Below are 15,734 nucleotides of genomic sequence, written 5' to 3' on the forward strand. Positions count from 1 at the left end.
GATACTTTTTGAAGATTACAAGGGAAGTTTAATCGGGCAATAACAATTTAAACATTAACCGTCTCCAATTTGATGGCCTTGTTATTAGTCAAACGATATTTTACATTTTCGATAATGAGATACATCGCCGGAACGACAAATAAAGTTAACACCATTGAACTGGTCAAACCACCGATGACCACCCAAGCCATGCCACTTTTTATCTCAGCACCCGCTCCACTTGCTATAGCAATAGGCAACATACCTAAGATCATCGCTAATGTGGTCATTAGAATTGGCCTTAAACGCTCTTTCCCTGCTTCCAATAAGGCTTTTTCCACGGGATATCCATCTTTATCTTTGAGTTGATTGGTAAAATCGACAATAAGAATTGCGTTTTTAGACACCAGCCCCAGCAGCATAATCATACCGATGATGGAAAATATGTTTAGTGTCTCCATGGTAAGGGCAAGCGCCAGCAAAGCGCCGATAAGAGCAACAGGGATGGAAAACAATACAACAAACGGATAAATCAGGCTTTCATATAGAGCAACCATGATCAGATACACCAAAAGAATAGCGATGATCAGTGCCAACCCCAGGCTGGCAAAGGCATCGCCCTGATTTTTAATATCACCAAGATATTCTACGGTGATCCCAGGCGGCAAGACAATTGCTCCCGCCTTGGCTTTGATTTCATCCGCTACAGTGCCAGTCGGTCTGCCCGATACATTAGCATTCACAGTGATGGCCCCTAAACGGTCATTTCGTTGAAGGACACTTTCTCCCAATCCTTCCTTTACCTCCGCAAATTGGCTAAGTAAAAAGGATTGGCCGTTATTGCTCGCAAAAGAAAGGTTGCGGACACTATTAATGTTAGAACGATCAGCACGATCCAAGCCGACCATGATCTTATAATCATTACCGGCTTCTTTGTACAGGGTTTTATTATTGCCACTAAAGGCATTTAATAAGGCAGCACCAACCTGGCTTGCATTGATACCTAAAAGGGCCATTTTGTCTCGATTGAGTTTAATCTCAATTTGCGGCTTTTCGTCCTTCACTGACAGTTCGACAAAATTTGTACCTGGTATACTGGCTACTATTTTCTGATACTTTTCGGCTACATCTCGTACCGCTTTTCTGTCCACGCCCTTGATCGCAATCTGTATAGGCGCTGAACTGGCGTTTCCGGTGATTGATGTGGCAGAAGCGGTTACTTTGACGCCTGCTATCGCGCTACTGATCTCCTGTTGTAACAGGAGGCCAAATTCGTCAGCCGTTAAGTTACGTTGGTTTCGGTCAATCAAACTTACCGTTAATTCGGCGCGGTTAGCGTTATTGCCAGTTGCGACAACACCACCGCTTACAAAACCGATACTCGAAAACACTTTACTCACCTCTGGCCGGGCCATGATGATCTTTTCCACCTGCTGCGTGACCATATTTGTTTGATAAAGGGAAGTGGAGGGCTCAAGTTCAAGGTTGACGAGCATTTCGCCCTGGTCAGTTGCAGGAATAAAGGAGCCTCCAATAAAACCTTTTGCCACAAGCATCAGTGAACCTATAATAAGCAGGATCACCGCTGATAACAACCAACGCTTTTTATGTAGCACGACGGCCAGCATTCTGGCATAATTATCTTTCAGCACATCAATCAAGTGTTCAAAGCCGAGGTTAAGACGCCCCCATATTGTATCCTTTTTTAAATGCTCCACGCGGCCAAACCGGCTGGCCAACATTGGCGTAACAGTAAAGGAGACGAAAAGACTCATGAGGGTGGAGAATACCACCACCAGTGAAAACTCCCGAAGGATAGAACCGATTAGGCCACCAGCCAAAGCGAGTGGCAGGAATACTACAACATCCACAAGCGTAATTGCCATCGCTGTAAAACCAATCTCATTTCGGCCATCCAGAGCAGCTTTTCGTCTGTCTGTTCCCATTTCCAAATGCCGGTAAATATTTTCGAGAACTACAATCGAATCATCAACTAAAATACCGACCACCAGCGACATCGCCATTAAAGTCATCAGGTTAAGGGAGAAACCAAGCAGGTACATGGCGATGAATGTGGGGATAATTGACGAAGGTAAAGCCACCATTACAAACATGGAGCTTCTGAAACTATGAAGAAAGGCAAGCATAACCAGGCCAACAATCAGTACCGCAAGCATGAGGTCATCCATTACGGCAGTAGCGGATTTAAGTGTATAAACGGACTGATCGCTCGACACTTGAAATTTTACCCGTAGCGAAGCATACTGATTTTCGAGCCTTGCAAATGCGGCTTTAACTCCTCTACTTACATTGACCGCATTCGCATCTGATTGTTTTATAACCTGTATGCCGATGGATGGCACACCATCAATATGGTTGATAGCGGTTGCTTTGGCCGTAGCATCTACAATTTCAGCAATATCCCGTAAATAAATTGCGCCCCCACCTGGCCGCTGTTCTACTATAAGGTTCCGTAACTGATCAAGTGAGATGACATTAGCGTCTAATTGAATGGAAATCTGTTGCTTCTGCGTCTCAATTTTACCAGCAGGGAATGAACGATTCGCACTGTTAATGGCTTCGCTGACCTGGGTCACATTCAATCCGTAAGTTCGCAACTTTCCCTGGTCGATATTTACCTGAATTTCTCGTTCCTCACCACCGATAATATTAACTTGACCGACACCACTGACGTTTTGCAATACCGGGCGAATGTTCTTATCAACGAGTTCATATAGCACCTTTGGAGCAAGTGTAGCAGTCACACCAGCACGAATAACAGGTGTCTCCTCTAAATTGACCTTGTTGACCACTGGTTTATCGGCATCATCCGGCAGGTCATTTTGTGCTTGGTCAGCTTTACGCTGAATATCACGTTCCGCCTTATCGACATCCGTTCCACTTTTCAGATCCACGGCAATTTGCGACAAACCCTCTTGGGAAGTAGAACTGATCTTTTCAAGCCCCTCTACAGAAGCGAAGGCATCTTCCAACTTTTTGGTGACAGAGGTTTCTACTTCTGCCGCCGAAGCGCCGGCATAAACCGTGTTGACGGAAACAGTCGCTACTTGAATGTTAGGTAACAGTTTATAGTTCAGTTTAGAATAACTGAGCGCGCCGAACAAGAGCAGGACGGTGAAAATTACGATGATAAGTAAGGGCCGTTTAACGGCAACTTCCGCTATGGACATGGTTCTGCGTTTTGGTTTGTAGAATTGTTTTTGTGATCTTCACTTTTAGGTATGTCTGTATAACGATCATTGCCGTAACCAACAGTGCGATGAGTGCGTTCACTACTATTTTCGAATGTTGGCTGGAATAACACATTTATTGAGAGCTTATTTAGAAACACTGACGGCAGTGCCATCTTTCAGATTGATTTGGCCGGACGTCACCACTTCGTCACCCTCGTTTAGTCCGCTGGTGACGACGACCTCACTACCCATTTCGGCACCAGTAGTGATTTTTTTAAGGCGGGCTACTCCATCTCTAACAACATACACTCCCACCATACTCTCGCTTTCCATTAATGCTTCCCGCGGAATGATAAGTAATTGTTGAGATGTCTTCCGCGAAAAATCAACACGGACAAAGGTTCCAGACCGCAAAAGGTTTTTCTGGGACTGATTGATCTGTATTTCCGTCATATAGTTATGTGCTTGGTCTCCCTGCGGACTGATAAATGTAACTCGCCCGTTGAAAACCTTACCCGGATAGACATCTGTAATTATTTTTACCTGCTGACCTTGAACGACCTGATAAACTTCTGCTTCGGTAAGATTAACTCTTACTTTCGCACTCGACAGGTCGACAATCGTCGTGATTTCCGCCCCTGCACTTACATAGACACCTTTTTCGACTGGTTTTGTAGCAATGATGCCGCTGATTGGAGCCCTAATCGATGCATCCGCCAACGCTTTCCTTGCCTGATTAGTTTGATTGACCGCATTTAGATAATCTTGATGAATGTTGTTAACTTGTTCTTGTGTTGCGGCTTTTCCCTGAAATAATTCGGTATAGGTGTCAAGGTCATTACGCAATTTTTTCATGCTGGTTTCCGCTTTTTCGAGTTCCAGTTGCTGTGTAAGGATATCGGTGATTGCAAGAACCTGTCCTTGACTAACCTGTTCTCCCAGGTTAAACCGTACCTGCGATAACGTACCTGACGTAACCGCGAGAGCTTTAGCTTCCTTAAACGAGGTCAGATTACCGGTCTTAACTATATTGATCTGCATCGTCTGCTTCTCAATATGTGCGACCCTTACCGGAATGCGGATAGCGACGACCTTAGCCGGTCGTTCCTTTTCGTCAATTTGTTTTTTATTGGAATGTAACCGTATAGCGATCAAAGCAACAATGCTGATCACAACAAGCAAAAGGATATATTTATTTTTCATGTGCTGCAGGTAAGCCTGTGTAAAATGATTTTAAAGTGCCGCCGGCATTCTCCAACTCAATGCGGGATTGGAAAAGTGTATAAAGCCCATTGAGATAATTATTCTGCGCTTCTTTCAGAGAATTCTGGGCATTAAGCCAGTCTGTGAGGTCTGTCGTACCTTTTTGATATTGAAGATTGGTCGTATTGAACACGGATTTTGCAAGCTCGATATTACGCTGGCTGTTTTCTACATTACTTTGTTCTTTCAATAGTTTTGTACGCGCATTTGCAAACCCCAGCCGGTATTTATCCTCATCAATCTTCAGGTTTTCCTTGGCATTAAGGCTTTTATAAGCGGCCTGTTTGTATTGTGCGCTGCGTTTAAAAAAATCAAATAAGGGAATGGTCAATTTTAGCCCGATTGCTGAATATGGTGAGAGGGTGTTATAGGCAGGGCCGAGTTGGTCGCCAAACCCTACAGCGCCATACTGCGCATAAGCCGTAAGTTTTGGTAATGCCCCAGCTTTTATCCGCTGTTGGTCAATTTCCAGTAATTGGAGATTGATTTGCGATAATCGATAATCTGTACGGTTAACTGCCGAGAAGCTGCTGTTTTCTGTCAGCAATGGAGCAATATTCTGAAATACATTGGCACCAGTGCTATCGACAGCGAAGTTGCTGTCCATTGGATAGCCCATTTCGTATTTTAACTGGTTATTAGCCAGATCGAGATTGCTTTCTGCCACAGCTATTTGCGACCGTGTGTTATTATAGTCTACAGTTACTTTATCCAGGTCCTTTTGTAGTCTCACGCCTTTTTTAACCTGAAATCCGGTTAACTCCATTTGCCGGTTATAGGTATTCAGATTATCATGCAGCATACCCAGTTGCTCTCTGTAAATAAATACCTGCGCATAGGCATTGCTGATATTGTAAATGATCGTTTCATCATTTTTTTGCTGGTTCAGATTTGCCTGCTGCCTGTTGTATTTATTTGCTTTCAGTCCAGTCAGCAATGATTGATCATAAAGGGTTTGATCAAGTCTTGCCACCTGGTTCGCATTAAATTTCTTAGTAAAGGCTACTCGAATATCCTTAGGGCCGAAGATACCCGCAGGAATAACCGTTTCCTGCACCATTAGATTGTTGTCGAGTGTACTGGTGATACCTATGCTGGGCAGATAAGCTGCCAATGCTTCTTTTGCCTTTGCATCGGCGATTAGCTTTTCGTTGGCATAAACAGCGTTACTACGGTTGTTCTTTAACCCATATTCAATACAGGTCTTCAGATCCCAGTTTGACTGGGCCGCAGTCTTAAGCGGCCAAGCCAAAACCAGGAGCCATAAAATTTTATAATTCATTGTGCAGTAAGAATTGAAAAAGCGAAGTGACCGAGCCCTTCAACTATTGTTTTTTTCGTGCAAAAGGATTGAATGAAATACCAATGTTAAAATAGGCTGATGGTTTGACGCTGGCTTCCCAGACAGGGTCGCGGTAAGATCCGTTTCTGTCGAAAGTCCGTGGCGATAAACTGGTCTTTAACCCTCCTTTGAGCGTCAGGATAAAATAGTTATAAAGCAGGTGCTCATAGACAATACCATTATTAAGGTCCACTTGGTTGAACTCAAATGTTTTTCCGCTCTTATCCAAGTTGTACAGGTAAAAGCTGGTCCGGTCAAATTCCGAGCCGATAGAGACCCTCCCTCTCTGAAATACTTGTTTACGAAGAAAGATACTTTTTGGCAATGTGACATCAATAACTAGGTTGTTATCGAAATGATGTTCATAGGTGAAGATTGGTAATGCGGGTAATTGAGAACTTGGGTCGATGTTGACTACAAAGCCAACCGACATTTTGGTTTGTGCATCTGCTTTAAGCATCAGTGTGCCACCGAACAATCCCCGAAAGCGTTCAAACTTTCGATCACTGGCATCCATGCTTGCACTGCCTATTAGCACGGCAGTCTTTCCGAATAACCGGGTTATACGGGTAACATTCAGCGCACCCTGAAAATACTGAAAATTACCATTTAACATGCTGGGCGTTGCGGCCAGTGGCTCATTTAAAGCGCCATCAATCGAGGTCATCCGATAATTCAGTTGGGTTCCGATGATCCAACTGTTCGTTTTTATAAAATTAATGTTGGCGTCCGCCTTGAATTGTGTCCATTTGGTAGTTCGTCCATCCGGCAGTTTAGTACCATCTTGTAGCTTGGAAGTGAAATTATAGGGGCCGGAACCTACAAACTCAAAATTCAAAGTCCGTGCTTCCGCGAATTTATTGGCTGCTGCTGCGATTATTTTTCTGGCAACACTATCTTGGGTTTGGCCAAAAGCTTTGTTGGTGAGTACTAAGGTAGAAATGGCTATTAAAAATTTGCTCGTGATATTCATAATTATTGGATAATCTGTATGCTTGATTCTGAAAAGTCAAAAAGGAGAATGCGGTCAAAAATGGCAAGTACGTCCTGGCGTGTAACCAGTTCTATTAATTGAGGATTGAAGCCCCATGAGTGTTTCCCTACAACAACGAGCCATAATTCGGTTATATCGTCGCAGTCTGGATTTGGGTACACCATAACATTATCTTCGCATTGCGTAGAACTCCAATGGAAAGGCGGCTGGAGATCACAGAAAGCTATACCAATTTTAACTCCTGCATCCTCCATCACATATACTGGGTGCTGGTTCCAATCCGCGATACGCATAGAAGGGCAATAACACTGAACAAAGTGAGCTAAATAAGCCAATTCAGTAAAGTTTCCGCGCAGGCAAACATCCGACACCATCAATGTAGATGACAGTTCTGTTTCCAGTCTTCGGTAGTTTCTTTGATCCATTCCCGTTATCATTTTGATCAAAGAACGTCACTAAAGCAAAAGTGAAATCCGTTTTTATACGAACCCCGTGGCATTTTATACAAAAAGCCAATTTCGCTTCCGATTTTGTATAAGAAAGAAGTGCTTTTGTATAATAATATCCTCTTAGCCTACGTATTATCCTACTTTTGTTGTTGTATAATAACATCTGACATTGAACCAGCCAACTGAAACATTTAAACAAGATAAAGGTATCGACCTGTTGATCGGTGAGCGGTTTCGTCCGTTGCGACATGCAGTATTCCTGCTTGCCTTATTCCTGCTTTTTTTGCGACCAAGCTTCAGGATATTCCGAGTACTATTAAATATGGTCACCTTATTGTCTTTTATTTCGGCTTTGTAGCTATGTTTTACTTTAACATGTATGTACTGGTTCCCAGATTTCTATTCAAAACGCAGTATTTCAAATATTTTCTTCTATTAGTACTCATTGTCGTTTCAACATTGGAATCTCTTTCATTTATAGTGGAGCACTATTTATCAATCTTAGGCCCTGATGGCAAACATGAAATCGAGCAAAACCAAGATGATCGCATAGGGCCCTACGTAGGCAACTTCTTAGCTATCACGCTTATATTATTGAGCACGACTTTCAAGCTTTTCGTCAGGTGGATGAAGGACAAGGAAAGAATAAATGAGCTTAACAACTTAACGCTTCGCATGGAGCTTAATGAGTTGCGTAACCAGATTAATCCGCACTTTTTATTTAACATGCTGAATAACGTAAAGGCGCTGATTCGTATTGACGCAGAAAAAGCTACCGTGGTCATTATGAAGCTGTCAGAGTTTTTGCGGTACCAGTTATACGAGAATAATGAAGGCAAAACCAGCCTGCATTCTGAGTTGCAATTTTTATCTAACCTGGCGGAGCTTGAAAAAATCCGTCGGGACAACCTCACATTCACCATGAATGCAGAAATTCCTAAGGATAGATTAAGCCATATTTTATTGCCCCCCAATCTTTTTACTACTTTTTTGGAAAATGCGATTAAGTATAGTGTAGATATCAACGGAAAGCCCGAAACTATAGAAATTTATCTATCTGTTAAAGATCAGACCCTATGTTTCAAGTGTTGTAATTCCAAAGGTGTAGACATCTGGCCAACAGATGCAAAAAGTAATGGATTGGGCTTGGCCAACATTCAGAGGAGGCTCGAATTGCTTTACGCAGATCTTTTTAAGCTTGATATATCTTCAACGCCAACAGCTTTTTCTGTAAATCTAATAATACCTATATGAATTGTATCATAATAGACGATGAGCCACTTGCAAGGGCAGAAATGGAATCGCTGATTAAAGAGGTGTCGTCCCTTGAAATACTCAAGCAGTTTTCTAACGCTTTTTCAGCCCTGGAGTATCTCAAAGAAAATGATGTCGATTTGCTGTTTGTAGATATTCAAATGCCAGGCCTCAACGGTATAGACTTCGCCGCGAGTGTTCCCAAAAAATCACTGACTATATTTACGACAGCATATCCACAATACGCACTAAAAAGCTATGAACTGGATGCAATAGATTATGTATTAAAGCCTATTGAAAAGTCACGACTAAAGAAGGCAATCAATAAGGCTGAGCTTTTTAAAAAATTACTTTCCAACGAAACGGTGAAAAGTACTATAGAAGAGGGTACTGGTGATTTTCTTTTTATTAAATCCGAACGTAGGGTTCATAAAGTATATTTTGATGAGCTATTATATGTTGAGGGATTGAAGGATTACGTCGTGATCTTTACAGAGTCTCAAAAGCTCATAACTGCAATGAATTTAAAGAATATGCATCAGCGGCTTCCAATAGGACGTTATATCCGTGTTAGTAAGTCTTTCGTCGTGAATATAAGTCGTGTAACTTCATTTGATAATCATGCAGTTTATATAGGTGATAAAGAAGTTCCCTTGGGAGAAACTTTCAGGGAAGAGTTTATAAAAGTTTATACCGGTAATTCAATGTGATCGTATTGATTATTTAAAAAGTATTGAATATAAGTTATCAATCAGATCATGTAAAATAATTCATGTTTTGTACCTAAATCTTCAACTATGAAAAAAGCCGAAGCAGCTGACAAAGCTCTGATTATAGAAATTTTAAGCCGATCATTTGAAAACAACCAAAGCGTTAATTATATAGTAAAGCAAGATTCAAGTCGGATAAATGCAATAAGAGCACTCATGGATTATTCATTTGAGATGTGTTCACTTTTCGGTGATGTATGGTTATCTGATAACCATCAAGCTTGCGCGCTCGTCCTTTATCCCCAAAACAAGCGCGCTACATTTAAAGCTATCCTACTTGATGTGAAGTTGATCATAAAGGCCATAGGCTTATTAGGTATTAAGAAAACACTTAACCGTGAAAGTAAAATCAAAGCCAAACAACCAAAAGAACCCATGGCCTACCTTTGGTTCATCGGCGTTGAACCCAACCAACAGCATAAGGGACTTGGGAGCAAATTATTGCAGGAAATAACGAACGATGCCACAGCAAAACAGTTACCCGTATATCTTGAAACATCGACTATAAAGAACTTGCCCTGGTATGAACGTTTTGGATTCATAGTTTATAGTCGTCTGGAACTAAGCTATAATCTTTTTTTCTTAAACGCGAGGCCGACATTTAATTTTTATCATGTTAGTATTCGGCACGCAGGTACACATCGTTACCTTTATTTTTATTTTACTGGAAGCGAGTATGTTGGTTTTTCAGGCCGCCCTTTATTTTTTGCGGCCCCAAGAACTCAACCGGTTATTATATCTGCTACTGCTTTTTTTGATGCTATTTTACAATATCACTGGTGGCCTGTTCCCGGACCCGTCAATTAAAATGATTCCGGTTAACATACAGGAAATGATCGCCTATGGTAGTGGTTTTTTAATGGCTTCTTATTTTCCCTATTACTTTTACCAGGCGTTTAATTTAAAACAATTGCGCTGGCATGCATTATACGGAGTCCCCCTGTTTCTCTTCCTACCTTACCTCATTTTCTTTGTGATCGTTTATTCGATTAATGGTAATCTCAATGTGGATATCCGTTATGGCATGATCGTTCCATTTGCCTATGCACTTGTTTTGTTATGGGTTATGTTCAAGGCAATTCATTATCAAAACCGTGAGTTAAAAAATAAGAAGCAATATCTCGATGAACTATTCATGTACCTAGCTGTCAGCCCCTGGGCTGCACTGGCTTTCTTTGGATTAGTCGAGGAAAGCCAGTTATTCGAGGTATTGTGTACAAACACGGGTATTGTTGCTATTACCTTTATTTATTTCCGTAAAATGATTAGCCATGAACATGATGAACATAGGGCTTTTCAAGAAGCCGTTTTAAAACTACGTAACCGGCAGGATGATTTTGAACAACAAGCCAAATCATACGGTTATTCACGGCGCGAAACTGAAATTGTGTTATTACTCTGTCAAGGCTTGACCTATAAAGCCATTGGCGATCGGCTATTTATTTCTGAAAATACGGTTGATAACACCGTACAAAAAATTTATTCAAAGACCGGTGTCAAAAGCAAGTTGGAGCTGATAAGGAAGCTCGGGTTTTGACCTTACCATTGCATAGTGACATCACCCTATCCTTAAAAAAGGGGTTTCTGCACTATTCCTGAATTTATTACCTCGTTTCATATTTGCATTAATCATTGGTTAAAAAATCAAACGATACAGATAATCCCCCTACATGATATTCTGCCGGAGTAATAGTTGTCGCCAGTAAACAGGCTAAGGCAGAGCTTTCTTAATAATTTACTTATGATACAGGAAATTAGCACTCGGCTACTCCGCCAGTTAGAAGATGATCTGGAAAAAGCCTATTTCCAGACAAAAGACCCATTTCAGCGTTGGACGACCTCATTAAAGCTCATCCGCGACGCACTGAAAAAACTCAAAGTCCATTTTGACGATCATCCCTTTAAAGACAAAACAGAGGAAATCCCTTTCTTTAAACACATCAAGCCTGCTTTTTATCATTGGAATATTTACTACACAGAACTCTATGAGATCGAAAGTCATCTGCCCAAAGGCGATGTATCTAAACAGATCGATTTTCTGGAACTAGAACTGCTATATATTGCCAGATTTTTTCGGCAATACGCGTTCATTTACCAATATTATAAACTCAATGCCGACGAACTGGATAACATCTATTTTATCCGAGGGGCCGAATCTCAAAATATTTTGCTGCCGAACGTCCCTGATCTCGACCCGGAGTTTTCCACGAGTTGTGATTACCTCTTCTCTAAATTCAAGGCTTATGAAAGCCTGCGGGACTGGCTAATTGAAAAGATCATGATGCTCAGGAAGAATCCGGCTATCCCTTTTGAACCGGGTTCTGAAGCCGGTGAGTTGCACTGGACAGGAGATACGATCAACTTAGCCGAGATCGGCATCGGTATTCACCAAACGGTGCAGGTGAACAATGGCTCCGCCAGCATTGCCGACATCTTTCGGGCGTTGGAAGAAATTTTTCACGTCAATCTTGGCATTCCATCAAAACGGGTTTCTGAATTGCGACGCCGGAAGCGGCTCGACCGTACCCAATATATCGGAGAAATGCGTGATAGCATTGAGCGCAAGTTCGACAAGGAGAACGAATATGATCCTAACAAGGGAAATAAAGGGAAAATTCGTGATTAGATAAATTTATAAATAATTAATAATCAGAGATGTGCTAATATTTCAGCGGTATACCTGAATGACCCACTTAAGTTTTTGGTAGCGATGAAATTTTGCTTTTGAAAATCCGGCGCAATGTCGCGCCGGACAAAAGCGAAATATTATGGTATTCAAATCATTCACATGGCAGGAGTTTTTGATCACTGCCTTAGTGCTTGCAAGCATTTGGTATTTCATCGTCTTACCGCTGCTTTACCGGTACCAGTTAAAAAATTGGTTAGGTAGTCGGAAAGGTAAGCCTGATTTAAGGCCAGTTATGCGTGAGTGGCACGAAGAGCTCGATGATGAGCCGGGACTGGAAGAGGATGAGGGGGTGATCGGCAAATCTAAGTTGCCTGAAGGCATGTCCAGGCTGGATATGAATATGTTCGGCTTTGTACAAGATGTGCATGAAGAAGTTGACGGCCGTGAATTGCAACAAAGCTTGGTGCCCGATGTGATTGAGGAATTGAAAAGAATCTTTCATATTCTCGAAAGAGAGCAAGGTGGTAAAGATGATTTCATCTCCTTGTTCGAGCTGGTTAAAGCAAAGTATACCGCCATCCGTGATACACCTAGTGAGCGGGCATTGAATGAGTACATCCGTGACAACGCCCTGTTTCCCATATCGGACGAAGAGTTAACTAACCTCTGGAAATAACCCTCTGATTATTTAAACATGAAATCATTATTTAAAATAGCATTTCAAAATGTCTGCGCCTGGATCGCAACATATCGCTCATTACCTGTTGAAAAGAAACGCATTGCACTGACCAAGACACTAATGTTTTTGGTCGGTTGGTTGACGATCAACTATTGTTTTGCGCAGGACGGCAACTCCGGTATTAATTCAGCAACCACCCAAGTCAAAGGCTATTTCGATAGTGGCTGTAATTTGATGTACGCTATCGGTGCCGTGGTCGGTATTATTGGGGCAATCAAGGTGTTCAACAAATGGAATGCTGGTGAGCCCGATACGAACAAGGTAGCTGCCGCCTGGTTCGGGTCCTGCGTATTCTTGGTGGTGGTAGCAACTGTACTTAAATCATTCTTTGGGCTATGAGTATCTACCGGATCAACAAAGGCGTATCAAAACCAATTGTATTTCGCGGGTTGAAAGCACAGTACATCGCTTATCTGGCTATTGGTTTAGTCGGGTTGCTGATCAGCTTTGCCGTTCTATATATATGTGGCGTAAGCCTTTGGATTATCCTGCTGCTAATATTGGGTTTAGGCAGCGGCTTATTTGTTTCGGTGTTTCGCCTCAGCCACAGGTTTGGTGAACATGGACTAACCAAATATTTTGCAAAAAAACAGCTACCGGAGTTCATCCAATACCGTTCCAGGAAACTATTTATCAATCTTAATTCAAATAAACATGGAAATCACCCTTGAAAAAATACTGCCATTGAGCAAGGTGGAAAATGGCGCGATCTTGTCGGCACATGGTGATATCTCTATTGGTTACGAGATTGACTTGCCGGAAATATTTACGCTGTCGGATCGAGACTATGAAGTATATCACCAGGCTTGGGTAAAGGCAATCCGTTTATTGCCGGTCGGTTCTATTTTTCATAAACAAGATTGGTGGCTGGAAAGTAGTTTTAATGCAGATTTTGAAAAGGCTGGCAATAGCTTTCTTTCACGAGCCAGCGAACGTTTCTTTAATGAGCGGGAATGCCTCGAACACCGCTGCTACATCTTTTTAACACAAAAACCAAAGGATCGCAAACTGGCCTCATCGGCCTACAGCAACGTGTTGCGCAAAAGCATTGTACCACAACAAACAGTTAACCCGATTTTATTTAAAGATTTTTTAGATAGTGCCGGACAATTCGAGCGGGTACTTTCGGATAGCGGTTATGTAAAATTGATTCGTCTGTCTGATGATGAATTAGCAGGAAGCCAAGGGCAGGCTGGTGTCATAGAACGCTACCTGATGTTGCAAGGTAAGGAGGAACCACCTTTAGTGCAGGATATTTATATCAAGGATGAACTTAAGATTGGTAACAATCATTGCGAACTGTATACGCTTTCCGATGTGGAAGATTTGCCGCCTTTATGCGGCAGCCGCATAAACTATGATAAATACTCAACTGACCGTACGAAATTCAGTATCGGTTTTGCTTCGCCGCTGGGAAGCCTATTGGCTTGTAACCACATTTTGAATCAATACCTTTTTATTGAAGACGGACAAAAGACAATTAAACGTTTAGAAGCCAAGAAGCTACGTCTGCAATCCCTTTCAGGCTATAGCCGAGAAAATGCTATTAGCCGAGATGCTGTCAATGATTTTCTTAACGAGGCTATCGCGGAGCAGCGTTTACCAATCAAGGCACATTTTAACGTATTGGCCTGGTCAAATGATATGGCAAAAGTACGCGAGCTGAAAAATTTGGTGGGTTCGGCAATGGCACAAATGGATGCCACGGCAAAACAGGAAACCGCTGGCGCAGCGCAGATTTGGTTTGCCGGAATGCCGGGAAATGAGGCCGATTTTCCAATGAATGATACGTTCGACACGTTCATCGAGCAGGCGGCTTGCTTTTTTAATATGGAAAGCAATTACCGCGACAGTATCAGCCCCTTTGGTATCCGTTTAGGTGACCGCTTAACAGGTAAGCCGGTGCATGTAGATATTTCAGACGAGCCGATGAGGCTGGGTTTTACTACCAATCGTAACAAATTCATCTTAGGCCCTTCTGGTTCAGGGAAATCATTTTTTACTAATCACCTGGTTCGCTCTTACTATGAACAGGGCGCGCACGTAGTGTTGGTCGATGTTGGCCATAGCTACAAGGGCTTATGCGAACTCGTAGACGGTTACTACTTCACTTATTCGGACGCATCACCGATCAGTTTTAACCCGTTCTACCTGACCGATGACGATGTGCTGGATACCGAAAAGAAAGAGAGTATCAAGACATTGCTTTTAGCTCTCTGGAAAAAGGATGATGAGCATTTTAAACGTTCGGAATATGTGGCGCTATCGAATGCGTTGACCGGCTATTTCGATCATCTTTCTTTGCACCCCGACATCTTTCCCTGCTTTAATACTTTCTACGAATACTTGATGGAAGTGTACCTACAAGTACTGGAAGACGGTAAGGTAAAGGAAAAAGATTTCGATGTGGCCAATTTCCTGTTCGTGCTCAATCCTTACTACCGGGGCGGTGAATTTGATTATCTATTGAACGCTACCGAAAACCTTGACCTGCTGCACGAACGATTTATTGTCTTTGAAATTGATGCTATCAAGGACCACCCGATCTTGTTTCCGGTAGTGACGCTCATCTTAATGGAAATGTTTATCAGCAAGATGCGTAAGCTCAAGGGTATTCGTAAACTGTTGCTGATCGAGGAATGCTGGAAAGCGATTGCCAAAGACGGGATGGCCGAATACATTAAATATTTGTTCAAAACGGTTCGTAAATTCTTTGGCGAGGCTATCGTGGTTACGCAGGAAGTGGAGGACATCATCTCATCGCCCATCGTTAAGCAGGCCATTATCAATAACTCCGATTGCAAGATATTGCTCGATCAGAGTAAGTACCAGAACAAATTCGATGCGATACAGGAGTTGTTGGGTCTGACCGAAAAGGAAAAAGCGCAAATACTCTCGATGAACCGGGCCAATGACCCGAAACGGAAATATAAAGAGGTTTTTATCAGTTTGGGCGGCCAGTACTCCAAAGTTTACCGAACCGAGGTGAGCCTGATGGAATACCTGGCCTATACCACCGAAGAGACCGAAAAGGTAAAAGTTCAGCAATACGCGAAAAAGTATGGCAGCATTCAAAAAGGTATCGCGATGCTGGCTATTGAGTTAACCACTAAAAATTAAC

At 42.2% G+C, this 15,734-nt stretch carries 14 protein-coding genes; 9 read left to right on the forward strand and 5 right to left on the reverse strand.

Annotated features, from left to right (window positions below; genetic code table 11):
• Positions 1–47: 47 nt before the first annotated feature.
• The 5 genes from ACQ86K_RS12850 to ACQ86K_RS12870 form a co-directional block, all read right to left on the reverse strand.
• The gene (locus ACQ86K_RS12850; protein ID WP_091170704.1) at positions 48–3,170 is read right to left on the reverse strand and encodes an efflux RND transporter permease subunit; all 3,123 of its coding nucleotides are present in this window, start codon (positions 3,168–3,170) and stop codon (positions 48–50) included.
• Between the two features lie 147 nt (positions 3,171–3,317).
• Positions 3,318–4,376, reverse strand: coding sequence for an efflux RND transporter periplasmic adaptor subunit (locus tag ACQ86K_RS12855; RefSeq protein WP_091170707.1), 1,059 nt, complete (start codon positions 4,374–4,376; stop codon positions 3,318–3,320).
• Positions 4,366–5,718: a TolC family protein gene (locus ACQ86K_RS12860; RefSeq protein ID WP_091170710.1), complete on the reverse strand. Its 1,353-nt coding sequence runs from the start codon at positions 5,716–5,718 to the stop codon at positions 4,366–4,368. The genes ACQ86K_RS12855 and ACQ86K_RS12860 overlap by 11 nt, the downstream gene beginning before the upstream one ends.
• A 43-nt stretch (positions 5,719–5,761) precedes the next feature.
• Positions 5,762–6,751 (reverse strand): hypothetical protein, encoded by a 990-nt coding sequence (locus ACQ86K_RS12865; RefSeq protein ID WP_091170712.1) that lies wholly within the window; start codon positions 6,749–6,751, stop codon positions 5,762–5,764.
• Between the two features lie 2 nt (positions 6,752–6,753).
• A complete protein-coding gene (locus ACQ86K_RS12870) occupies positions 6,754–7,197 on the reverse strand; it encodes a hypothetical protein (protein WP_143020814.1) in 444 nt (147 codons plus the stop codon).
• A 483-nt stretch (positions 7,198–7,680) separates the two neighbouring features.
• Here ACQ86K_RS12870 and ACQ86K_RS12875 point away from each other — a divergent pair, with 483 nt between their 5' ends.
• From ACQ86K_RS12875 to ACQ86K_RS12915, 9 genes are all read left to right on the forward strand, one after another.
• Complete coding sequence (locus ACQ86K_RS12875; RefSeq protein ID WP_431200491.1) at positions 7,681–8,475, forward strand: sensor histidine kinase; 795 nt, start codon at positions 7,681–7,683, stop codon at positions 8,473–8,475.
• Positions 8,472–9,185 carry a LytR/AlgR family response regulator transcription factor gene (locus ACQ86K_RS12880; protein ID WP_091170726.1) on the forward strand — a complete coding sequence of 238 codons (714 nt, stop codon included), beginning with the start codon at positions 8,472–8,474 and terminating at the stop codon, positions 9,183–9,185. Before ACQ86K_RS12875 ends, ACQ86K_RS12880 begins: the two co-directional genes overlap by 4 nt.
• An 87-nt stretch (positions 9,186–9,272) precedes the next feature.
• Positions 9,273–10,052 carry a GNAT family N-acetyltransferase gene (locus tag ACQ86K_RS12885; RefSeq protein WP_431200492.1) on the forward strand — a complete coding sequence of 260 codons (780 nt, stop codon included), beginning with the start codon at positions 9,273–9,275 and terminating at the stop codon, positions 10,050–10,052.
• 25 nt (positions 10,053–10,077) lie between these two features.
• Positions 10,078–10,782, forward strand: a complete 705-nt coding sequence (locus ACQ86K_RS12890) for a LuxR C-terminal-related transcriptional regulator (RefSeq protein WP_431200493.1) — start codon at positions 10,078–10,080, stop codon at positions 10,780–10,782.
• A 204-nt stretch (positions 10,783–10,986) separates the two neighbouring features.
• Positions 10,987–11,871 carry an RteC domain-containing protein gene (locus tag ACQ86K_RS12895; protein WP_091170736.1) on the forward strand — a complete coding sequence of 295 codons (885 nt, stop codon included), beginning with the start codon at positions 10,987–10,989 and terminating at the stop codon, positions 11,869–11,871.
• Positions 11,872–12,013: 142 nt separating this feature from the next.
• Positions 12,014–12,550 carry a hypothetical protein gene (locus ACQ86K_RS12900; protein ID WP_091170740.1) on the forward strand — a complete coding sequence of 179 codons (537 nt, stop codon included), beginning with the start codon at positions 12,014–12,016 and terminating at the stop codon, positions 12,548–12,550.
• Between the two features lie 123 nt (positions 12,551–12,673).
• Positions 12,674–12,952: a DUF4134 domain-containing protein gene (locus tag ACQ86K_RS12905; protein ID WP_091170979.1), complete on the forward strand. Its 279-nt coding sequence runs from the start codon at positions 12,674–12,676 to the stop codon at positions 12,950–12,952.
• On the forward strand, positions 12,949–13,284 hold the full coding sequence (locus ACQ86K_RS12910; RefSeq protein WP_091170743.1) for a DUF4133 domain-containing protein: 336 nt from the start codon (positions 12,949–12,951) through the stop codon (positions 13,282–13,284). Before ACQ86K_RS12905 ends, ACQ86K_RS12910 begins: the two co-directional genes overlap by 4 nt.
• Positions 13,268–15,733, forward strand: a complete 2,466-nt coding sequence (locus tag ACQ86K_RS12915; protein ID WP_431200494.1) for a TraG family conjugative transposon ATPase — start codon at positions 13,268–13,270, stop codon at positions 15,731–15,733. The genes ACQ86K_RS12910 and ACQ86K_RS12915 overlap by 17 nt, the downstream gene beginning before the upstream one ends.
• The last annotated feature ends 1 nt before the right edge of the window (position 15,734 follow it).

The organism is Mucilaginibacter sp. P19 (assembly GCF_050632265.1).
Lineage (GTDB): Bacteria > Bacteroidota > Bacteroidia > Sphingobacteriales > Sphingobacteriaceae > Mucilaginibacter > Mucilaginibacter gossypii.